A 9,551-nucleotide genomic window follows, 5' to 3' on the forward strand; every position below is an offset into this window, starting at 1 on the left:
TATGAAAGAGGTCTAATATAAATCTATTTAAATAGGTTTCACCATGAGGTAAAAGTCGATATTTCTCCCGAAATTTCAACCTGAAGACGGTATTCTTCTAAAACCTGTCCATTCTATAAACAAAAAGTACAGGAGAGGGTGGGCATTGAGGAATGAGTACTGCATTTAGAAATTCTGCTACAATATCGCCAATTTTTCATATTGATCGTGCTTGATCTTTTGCACTGCGGATCTGCAGTAGGTATTTTCCATGAGTTTTAAACAAGAGTTAGCGGCGCAGGTCGCTCAGCGACGTACATTCGCGATTATTTCCCACCCTGATGCCGGTAAAACGACCATGACAGAAAAACTGCTGTTATGGGGGCAGGCAATCCAGGTTGCCGGTATGGTAAAAAGCCGTAAGTCTGACCGTGCGGCGACTTCGGACTGGATGGAAATGGAAAAGGAACGTGGTATTTCGATCACGACCTCGGTCATGCAGTTCCCGTTTAAAGACAAGATGATCAACCTGCTCGATACCCCGGGGCATGAAGACTTCTCGGAAGATACCTACCGTACCCTGACTGCTGTGGACTCGGCGCTGATGGTAATTGATGGTGCAAAAGGTGTCGAGGACCGTACCATTAAATTGATGGAAGTGTGTCGTATGCGCGATACACCAATCATCTCTTTCGTCAACAAAATGGACCGTGAAATCCGTGAGCCGCTTGAGCTTCTAGACGAGATCGAAAACGTCCTGAAAATTAAATGTGTGCCAATCACCTGGCCGCTGGGTACTGGTCGTGACTTCGCTGGCGTATACAACCTGATTGAAGAAAAATTCTATGTCTATAAGGCGGGTTTCGGTTCAGTGATTACTGACATCGAAGTACGTGATGGTTATGACCATGCGGATCTGCGTGAAAAAGTAGGTGAGCTGGCATGGGCAGCATTTGAAGAATCTCTTGAACTGGTTCAAATGGCCAATGAGCCATTAGACCGTGAAGAATTCCTGGCAGGTCGCCAAACACCAGTGTTGTTCGGTACGGCATTGGGTAACTTTGGTGTAGACCATGTCCTGAATGCATTTAGTGAATATGCACCGGAGCCGAAAGCACATCCAACACAAAACCGTAAAGTTGAAGCAACTGAAGAAGGTTTTAGTGGTTTCGTCTTCAAGATCCAGGCCAATATGGATCCGAAGCACCGTGACCGTATTGCCTTCATGCGGATCTGTTCAGGTAAGTATGAAAAAGGCCTGAAAATGAAGCATGTGCGTCTGGGTAAAGATGTACGTATTAGTGATGCATTGACCTTCTTGGCGGGTGACCGTCAGCATCTGGAAGAAGCATGGCCAGGCGATATTATTGGCCTGCATAACCACGGTACTATTCAGATTGGTGATACTTTTACTTCAGGTGAAGATCTGCAGTTCACAGGTATTCCACACTTTGCGCCGGAAATGTTCCGTCGTGTACGTCTGAAAGATCCATTGAAATCTAAGCAGTTACAAAAAGGTCTGAAAGAGCTTTCTGAAGAAGGCGCAACCCAAGTCTTCATGCCGCAACATAATAATGACCTGATCGTTGGGGCAGTGGGTGTGCTACAGTTCGAAGTTGTCGCATATCGTCTGAAAGAAGAATACAAAGTAGACTGCGTGTACGAGCCAGTGAGTATTAATACTGTGCGTTGGGTTTCTTGTGATGATGAAAAGAAATTTAATGAATTCAAGAAAAAAGCCCATGACCAGTTGTCTGTTGATGGTGGCGGCCATCTGACTTATCTGGCACCAAGCCGTGTCAATCTGCAACTGATGCAGGAACGTTACCCTGACATCGTGTTCCGTAATACCCGTGAACACTAAGTAATAAAATGATTTAAAAATAAAACAGCTTCTCAGGAAGCTGTTTTATTTTGTGCTACATTCACTTATCTTTTCAAATTTGCTTGGGAATATGAAACTTAGCAATGCAGTCATGCTGAGTTCAGCAATCAGTTTAGGATTATTGCTGGGCGCCTGCGATCAAAAAAAATCAGAACCAGAAACAAAAACTCAGGATACGGTAGTCGAAATTAAGCAAGTAGAAAAGGCAGATGTATTGCCTTATCTGAATATTCAGGAACAGCCGGCCAAGATTGCACTCCCATTTTGTGAAACCAAAAACTGTATCGAAGTGGATATTCAGACCCTGGATACGGTAGATCCATGGTTGAACCAGTGGATGGAACGTAAACAGGCACTGGTGATTCAGGATCAGATTAGGGATAAAGATCAGCAGCAGGACATGAGCTTACAGCAGGCCGTCAATGCCTATGTAAAAAAGTCAGATGCCTGGCAGGAACAGATTAAAATCAATAAAGCCTATCAACTGTCCATGTATACCCGCATCCCTTATCAGCATAATCAGTATGTGCTAATGCAGATTGGGGTGGATACAGAGCAGGAAAATGTTACGGTGAAGGAACGCTATTATTTTTATGTGGCAGACCGCCGCAGTCAAAAAAATCTAACGGCCTTAGAAATTATTGATCCACAAAAACGGGTCACGATGGACAAGATCGTGCAAAATGCTTATGCAAAATGGCTAAAAGAAAATAGTAAAGAAGTCCGACAAACTGCTCCGAAAAAACTGTATTGGGGGCAAGCTGACTGGTTCTTTGATCAGGAGGGGATTGGGCTGCATTATCGTGGTGGGGAAATTGTCAAGGATGCTAAACAACTTGATATTTATCTTAGTCAAGAACAAACACAACAGGTCTTGAAAGCTGAAGTGTATCAGCATATGTTTTAGGATTGATGCCCGAAAACGGGTGGAATGTGATGTAACACAAAAGGGTATTGAATGCCAAAATATAACAAGATATTCGGCCTGTCTCTATTGGCGACAGCGATTCTGTTGACTGCCTGTCAGCCTCGAGAAAAGGAAGCCAAAGAGGTTAATCCACCGGAAGTCACTCAGGCAGAGCCTGAAATCGTCCAGCTCAAGGGTGAAACCGAAAAGCTTAACCTGGATCTCCCGGAATGTGATGGTAAAAGCTGTCCTGAAATCACCATTGAACGTCTGAACAGTAATCAGCGTTTTATTGATGAATTTATTGATCAACAGATTTTAGCCCGACTGAAGGGTATGCTTGATGTTGATGCGATTACGTCAGCGAAAGTACAAGCCGCCAGTGAGCCAACACCTGTTCAATCCGCAGCTTCAGAGGCAGCTGTAACTCAACCCCAGCTCAGTGCACGTCAGCAGCTGGAAAAGCAGACTATTCCTTATATGCAGACTTTCCTGAATCTGGACAAGGAGCTGAAAGCACTCAGTGCCAATCACAGTATTAGCCTGATGATCAAGCCGAAGATCCTGAATCCTGGAAATCCGCTGGCCACAGTAGTATTAAATAGCACACATTATCTGGGTGGGGCACATGGTTCTACTGCACAGAACTATTATAACTTTGACCTCGACAGTAAAAAGCTGGTCAAGCTGGATGATATTGTCCTGCCAAAACAAAAGGCGCAGCTGGAAGCCAAAGCGCATGAAGCCTTTAAAACCTGGGTAATTGATTCAGAGCTGGCAACTGATGTTGCAGAATACGAGCAGGCCTGGAAATTCAAGTTAACGGATAATTTCTTCCTGACCAAACAAGGTCTGGCACTGCAATATGCAGAATATGAAATTGGACCTTATGTGGTCGGCTTGCCGCGTTTAAATATTCCTTATAGTGATTTACAGGGAGTCTTAAAACCAGAGTATCTGCCGAAAACTGAACAGGCTGCTTCAGAAGCCCAAGTTGCAAAATGAGCCTGAAACTGTTTGATACGCATACCCACTTCGATGTTCCTGATTTTGATTATGACCGGGAACAGTTAGCTTATGCTGCTAAAAAGGCAGGCGTGGAAGGGCTAATCCTGATCGGTTTTTTACAGCAGCGTTTTCAGGACCTGATTCAAACCCAGCATTTTTTAAATGATCTTGCCGATGCGCCAAGGAGCTATTTAGCCCCCGGCTTACATCCTTTTTATATCGAGCAACATCAGCAGGACCATTTGCAGGATTTAGAGCAGATCCTGCAAACTGAAGACTGTATTGCCATTGGTGAAATCGGTCTGGATACGTTTCTGAAACAGCATAAGCAAGCAGAAATTTTTCAGAAGCAGAAAGACTTTTTTGCTGCTCAGATTGAACTGGCACAGCAGTATGACAAACCGATTTTACTGCATATCCGTAAATCTCATGCAGAAGTACTCAAAATGCTGAAAGAACATCAATTTAAACAGGGCGGTATTGCGCATGCCTTTGGTGGGGGAATTGAAGAAGCCAAGGCTTTTGTCAAACTGGGTTTCAAGATTGGGGTAACAGGACAAATTACCAATCCCAATGCCCGAAAACTGCATCAGGTGGTACAGCAGATGGGCCCGGAACATCTGGTCCTTGAAACCGATTGTCCAGACATGACGCCCTTATGTTGTCAGCATTCTACTGAACAGCGTACCCGCAATACGCCTGCAAATCTGCCCTATGTGCTGCAAGGACTGGCTAAAAGTTTGTATATGGATCAAGAGGAACTGGCAGAACAGCTCTGGAAAAATACCCATCAGGCTTTGCATCTGGATATCTAATATAAAATCCTTGCATCAGTTGAAAACTGTATTTCAATGTATGATCCAATGAAAAAAGGCGCATTATGCAATTTCTAAAATGCTTTAGACTTGGCATCATGCATATAAATTATTTTGAGTGAGATTCACATGGCACAAGGACTATTGGCGGGTAAGCGCTTCCTGATCGCAGGTATTGCAAGTAAATTATCAATTGCTTTTGGTATTGCTCAGGCATTACACCGTGAAGGTGCAGAACTTGCTTTTACCTATCCAAATGAAAAGCTGAAAAAACGTGTAGATGATTTTGCTGCACAATTCGGTTCTGAATTGGTATTTCCTTGTGATGTGGCGGTAGATGCAGAAATTGACCATGCATTTGCAGAACTGGCAAAACACTGGGATGGTCTGGATGGAGTCGTGCATTCAATCGGTTTTGCACCTGCACATACCTTAGACGGTGACTTTACTGATGTGACGGATCGTGAAGGTTTCAAGATTGCACATGACATCAGTGCTTATAGCTTTATCGCGATGGCACGTGCTGCAAAGCCACTTTTAGCTGCACGCCAAGGTTGTCTACTCACTCTGACTTATCAAGGTTCTGAGCGCGTGATGCCGAACTACAACGTGATGGGTTTGGCGAAAGCATCACTAGAAGCGGGTGTACGTTACCTGGCATCTAGCTTGGGCGCAGACGGTATCCGTGTGAATGCCATCTCAGCTGGTCCAATCCGTACCCTTGCAGCGTCTGGCATTAAATCTTTCCGTAAAATGCTGGATCTGAATGAAAAAGTGGCTCCGCTTAAACGTAATGTCACCATTGAAGATGTTGGTAATGCTGCATTATTCCTGTGCTCACCATGGGCGAATGGCATTACTGGCGAAATCATGTATGTTGATGCCGGTTATAATACGGTTGGCATGAGCGCAGAGCTGATGCTGGATGCAGAATAAGATTTTTAATACTTATTTCAAGTAAAGAAAACCCCTCAATTGAGGGGTTTTTATTTTTTATGCTAATGGACAATGATGTAAATCTGATGACATCAAGTCTAAAAAATAGGATGAAGATAATTTATCTTTTAATACTTTGCCATTAAGATGCTTAAAACAAAAAAATCAGGAAAATAACCATGTTTAAATCACGGTGGATTAGCATCATTTTCGTTATAGGCTTAGGTCTGGGAACTTCGGCTATGGCAATAGAAGAGCACCAGCATTACAGCATGCATGACCTGGATAAAAATTTGAAAAAATTTAAAGCTGCAGAGGATTCTAAAGAGGCACAAGCAGCATTACAGATCATGCAGCAAACTGTAGAAAGCTACCAGAAACATTTACCATCCAAGCTGCAAAAACTGAAAGCCGAAGATGCACATGTAGTGGCCTATCAGGGATTGCTAAAGGATTTGCTAAAAGAGATTAAAAAAGCAGAACAGCTGGTTGCTGTTAAGCAGTTACAGGAAGCCCAAAATTTGTCTGTGAAAATGGATGAGATTAAAAAGCAGGGACATCAAGCCTTTAAATAAGTTATAAGCAGACCATAAAAAAGACCGCAATTGCGGTCTTTTTGATTCAGGATCAAACGATTAAGCTTGACCTTCAACAGCAGTAGCTTGCGCACGTTGCATGTTGGCTTCGAATTCAGCATCAAAGTTGATTGGTGTAAGCAGTAGCTGTGGGAAGCTACCTTTAGTGACCAGATCATTCACTGCTTCACGAAGGAATGGGAACAGGATGTTCGGGCAGTACGCACCAAGAATGTAAGGCAGACGCTCTTCTTCAACGCTATCAATCAGGAAGATACCTGCTTGAGTGACATCAACGATAAATGCTGTATCACCTTCGTTGTTTGCCTGTACTACCACTTTTAAAGCGACTTCAAAGTGAGTTGGATCAATCTTTTCTGCAGAAGAAGACAGGTTGATGTTCAGCTCAGGTTGCCATTGCTTGGTAAAAACTTGTGCCCCAGGTACTTCAAAAGAAATGTCTTTAGTGTAAATACGCTCTAATGCCAATTGTGGTTGAGCTTGTTGTTCTTCACTCATTCTTTAATCCTTAATATGAGGTGATAATTAAAGGGCAATTAAGCCAGTAATTCGTCGAGTTTGCCTTCACGCTCTAAAGCATAAAGCTGGTCAAAACCGCCGATGAATTGTTCATTAATAAAAATCTGTGGCACGGTACGGTGATTGGTGCGTTGCATCAAATCAAGACGAACCTGCGGATCTTCTTTAGACAGATTGATTTCTTTATATTCTACGCCCTTACGCTCAAGGAGCTGTTTTGCACGGACACAGTATGGACACACAGTCGTTGAATAGATAATGACTTCAGCCATGAATGAATCTCCTGATCGTAAATTATTTACTTTTCACCAGAGGTAAGCCTTGGGCTTTCCAGTTGCTGATGCCGCCATCAAGACGGTAAGCATCTGCATGACCGACCTGTTGTAGCGCAGTACCTGCAACTTGCCCAAGATTACAAATGAACACCAATGGGCGATCTGCTGTTTTTAACTCTTCGACATGTTTGGTAATTTGGCTGTATGGAATATTACGGCTACCGCTGATATGACCTTCACGGAAATCTTTGGCATCACGCAGGTCAATCAGCATGGCATTTTTTGCCTTAACCAAAATTCCCAGCGATTGCGGAGAAATTTTACGACCGTTACGTTGACCTTCGATAATGAAGAACAAAACCACCAATGCTGCAAGTGCACCAAACAAGAAGGGGTGATTCCCCATAAACTCGAACCAACGTTCCACAATTCACCTAATTACAATTTCAAAATTGCCAAGAGTATAGCTCATAAATATGGTGATCAAAATCACCGCTTCAAGGGCTAAAGCTTAAGAATATCAATTTTTTTGTTGAGCTTCCGTGATTTCATCAATTAATCGCAGATAGCTGTCCAAACGACGTGGCAAAATTTCACCTGAATCTGCTGCCTGACGTAAAGCACATTGCTTTTCATGTTTATGCGTGCAGTTACGGAACTGACAGTGCCCTAGCAGATTTTCAATCTCTGGAAAACCGGTTTGTACCTTGTCTAAAGTCAAATGCCACAGGCCAAATTCACGAATCCCCGGAGAGTCAATCAGGGCAGCGCCATCACCAAAGGAAATCAGACGTGTTGATGTCGTTGTATGCTGACCAAGTGCCGAGTTCTCGGAAATGATATTGGTTTTCTGTGCTGCATCCGGCACGATCGCATTAATCAGCGTACTTTTCCCGACACCGGACTGACCGACAAAAGCGACCGTTTCATTTTCCAGACGGTTAGATAAAGCGCTCAGGTCGCCATCGGATTGGGTCTGCATCACTTCATAACCGAGGTCTTGATATTCTTGCAGCAGTTCCAGAATTGGATCATTTTCCTTGAGCAAGTCTGATTTATTCAGGACTAGTAGTGCGGGAATCTCTGCATCGGCACAAGCCACCAGATAACGATCAATCAGGCCTGGTGCTGGCTCAGGCAATGGTGCAAATACAATCACGATCAGGGAAACATTGGCTGCGACCGGTTTAACCTTGTGATAACGGTCAGGTCGGGTCAGCAGCGATTTACGCGGATGAATCGCAGTGATAATTCCCAAGCCAGTATTTGGATCAGCCTGCCATTTGACCCGGTCACCTGTGACCAGCAATTCAAGGTTAGTACGGGTATGACAGCGCCACACACTGCCCATTTCAATTTCTTTCCAGAAGGGTTCAGGTTCACCTTCAGCCACCACCGGTTTTTCAGGATGCAGTTCAGGAACCGAAAGCGCCTGGACTTCTAGCTGTCGACCATAATGCTGCACGACCAGTCCTTCCAGGTCTTGAGAGGTATCCGCCTCTTCCTGACGCGTTTTGTGCTGTTTTTGAATACGACGTTGTTGTTGTTCAGTTAAACGACGTTTACGTATTAAAGCCATTCAAATCCTAAAAAACCATGGGAGTGAGATGGCAAAAATAGCATGAAGCAGGGTGTCAGTTACAGCATCGACGTAATAAATTTGCTACTATAAATGTTTTATAGCCTAATAAGATTGCACATTTATGAGCAGCACCCCGGATAGCCGCCTGATTTGGATCGACCTGGAAATGACAGGTCTGGATACAGACAATGACCAGATTATTGAAGTTGCAACGATTGTAACCGATGACAATTTAAATATTCTTGCCGAAGGTCCTGTCCTTGCAGTTCATCAGTCGGATCGTGTGCTCAATGCCATGGATGAATGGAATACCCGTCAACATGGACAATCGGGCCTGGTGGAGCGTGTGCGTCGCAGCAAACTTACTGCACAAGATGCTGAACAACAAACCATTGAATTCCTGAAAAAATGGGTCAATCCAAAAGTATCACCCATGTGTGGTAATTCGATCTGTCAGGATCGTCGCTTCCTACACCGTCTGATGCCAGAACTGGAGCAATATTTCCATTACCGTAACCTGGATGTGTCTTCAGTGAAAGAGTTGGCAAAACGCTGGCGTCCGGAAATCATGAGTGGCCTCAAGAAAAATGCTTCCCATCTGGCGATGGATGATATTCGTGATTCAATTGCTGAACTGAAATACTATCGTGAATATTTTTTCATTATGAACAAATAGTCCGGACATGGAAAAAGAGGCATAAAGCCTCTTTTTTATTTACTTGAAGAGAGGCTTTTATTATAAAAATTGTCGCTGCTTTCAAACAGTACCCAGGTGAGCAGGACCAAAGCCAGATGGATCTGGGTTTCATGTTGATCAAAGACAATTAAAGCAAATAATCCCAAAGTCAGTAAGCGAATCATGACACTGAGATAATAATTTTTCTGCTTTTTAAAAACTAAGCCATAAAGATAAAGCAGGAACAGAACAACCATGAGTGCATAAAGGGCGTTAAATAGCATACTGACCTGACTCCCTGTAAGCTGAGAAGGATTAAAATATTCTGGTTATTAGGCTTCTTTCATAAATCATTAGACCTCTTTCATAAATC

At 43.5% G+C, this 9,551-nt stretch carries 12 protein-coding genes; 7 read left to right on the forward strand and 5 right to left on the reverse strand.

All coding sequences use genetic code 11. The features are described 5' to 3' along the window. Nucleotides 1–250 precede the first annotated feature (250 nt). The 6 genes from B4033_RS10145 to B4033_RS10170 all read left to right on the forward strand — a co-directional run bounded on the left by B4033_RS10145 (nt 251) and on the right by B4033_RS10170 (nt 6,105). On the forward strand, nt 251–1,843 hold the full coding sequence (locus tag B4033_RS10145) for a peptide chain release factor 3 (protein ID WP_004813164.1): 1,593 nt from the start codon (nt 251–253) through the stop codon (nt 1,841–1,843). Between the two features lie 91 nt (nt 1,844–1,934). After that, nucleotides 1,935–2,771: a hypothetical protein gene (locus B4033_RS10150; RefSeq protein WP_286833629.1), complete on the forward strand. Its 837-nt coding sequence runs from the start codon at nt 1,935–1,937 to the stop codon at nt 2,769–2,771. A gap of 51 nt (nt 2,772–2,822) precedes the next feature. Then, entirely contained in the window at nt 2,823–3,776 is a 954-nt protein-coding gene (locus B4033_RS10155) for an RsiV family protein (protein ID WP_286833630.1), read from the forward strand. Continuing rightward, complete coding sequence (locus B4033_RS10160) at nt 3,773–4,594, forward strand: TatD family hydrolase (protein WP_286833631.1); 822 nt, start codon at nt 3,773–3,775, stop codon at nt 4,592–4,594. Before B4033_RS10155 ends, B4033_RS10160 begins: the two co-directional genes overlap by 4 nt. A gap of 129 nt (nt 4,595–4,723) precedes the next feature. Further along, on the forward strand, nt 4,724–5,530 hold the full coding sequence (locus tag B4033_RS10165; protein ID WP_004890043.1) for an enoyl-ACP reductase FabI: 807 nt from the start codon (nt 4,724–4,726) through the stop codon (nt 5,528–5,530). 179 nt (nt 5,531–5,709) lie between these two features. Then, nucleotides 5,710–6,105, forward strand: a complete 396-nt coding sequence (locus B4033_RS10170) for a cytochrome b562 (RefSeq protein ID WP_286833633.1) — start codon at nt 5,710–5,712, stop codon at nt 6,103–6,105. 60 nt (nt 6,106–6,165) lie between these two features. Here B4033_RS10170 and secB read toward each other — a convergent pair whose 3' ends face one another. The 4 genes from secB to rsgA form a co-directional block, all read right to left on the reverse strand. Then, nucleotides 6,166–6,624 (reverse strand): protein-export chaperone SecB, encoded by a 459-nt coding sequence (secB, locus tag B4033_RS10175; protein WP_004813149.1) that lies wholly within the window; start codon nt 6,622–6,624, stop codon nt 6,166–6,168. A 38-nt stretch (nt 6,625–6,662) separates the two neighbouring features. Beyond that, nucleotides 6,663–6,917 carry a glutaredoxin 3 gene (grxC, locus tag B4033_RS10180; protein WP_004813145.1) on the reverse strand — a complete coding sequence of 85 codons (255 nt, stop codon included), beginning with the start codon at nt 6,915–6,917 and terminating at the stop codon, nt 6,663–6,665. A 22-nt stretch (nt 6,918–6,939) separates the two neighbouring features. Next, a complete protein-coding gene (locus tag B4033_RS10185) occupies nt 6,940–7,347 on the reverse strand; it encodes a rhodanese-like domain-containing protein (protein ID WP_004813143.1) in 408 nt (135 codons plus the stop codon). 93 nt (nt 7,348–7,440) lie between these two features. Next, complete coding sequence (rsgA, locus tag B4033_RS10190; protein ID WP_286833638.1) at nt 7,441–8,499, reverse strand: small ribosomal subunit biogenesis GTPase RsgA; 1,059 nt, start codon at nt 8,497–8,499, stop codon at nt 7,441–7,443. Between the two features lie 124 nt (nt 8,500–8,623). Between rsgA and orn the strand changes: the two genes are divergently transcribed. Next, a complete protein-coding gene (orn, locus tag B4033_RS10195; protein ID WP_004813140.1) occupies nt 8,624–9,178 on the forward strand; it encodes an oligoribonuclease in 555 nt (184 codons plus the stop codon). 35 nt (nt 9,179–9,213) lie between these two features. Here orn and B4033_RS10200 read toward each other — a convergent pair whose 3' ends face one another. Next, a complete protein-coding gene (locus tag B4033_RS10200; protein ID WP_286833640.1) occupies nt 9,214–9,462 on the reverse strand; it encodes a hypothetical protein in 249 nt (82 codons plus the stop codon). Nucleotides 9,463–9,551 lie beyond the last annotated feature (89 nt).

The sequence above is a fragment of the Acinetobacter sp. UBA3132 genome, from assembly GCF_002364825.1.
Classification (GTDB): domain Bacteria; phylum Pseudomonadota; class Gammaproteobacteria; order Pseudomonadales; family Moraxellaceae; genus Acinetobacter; species Acinetobacter schindleri.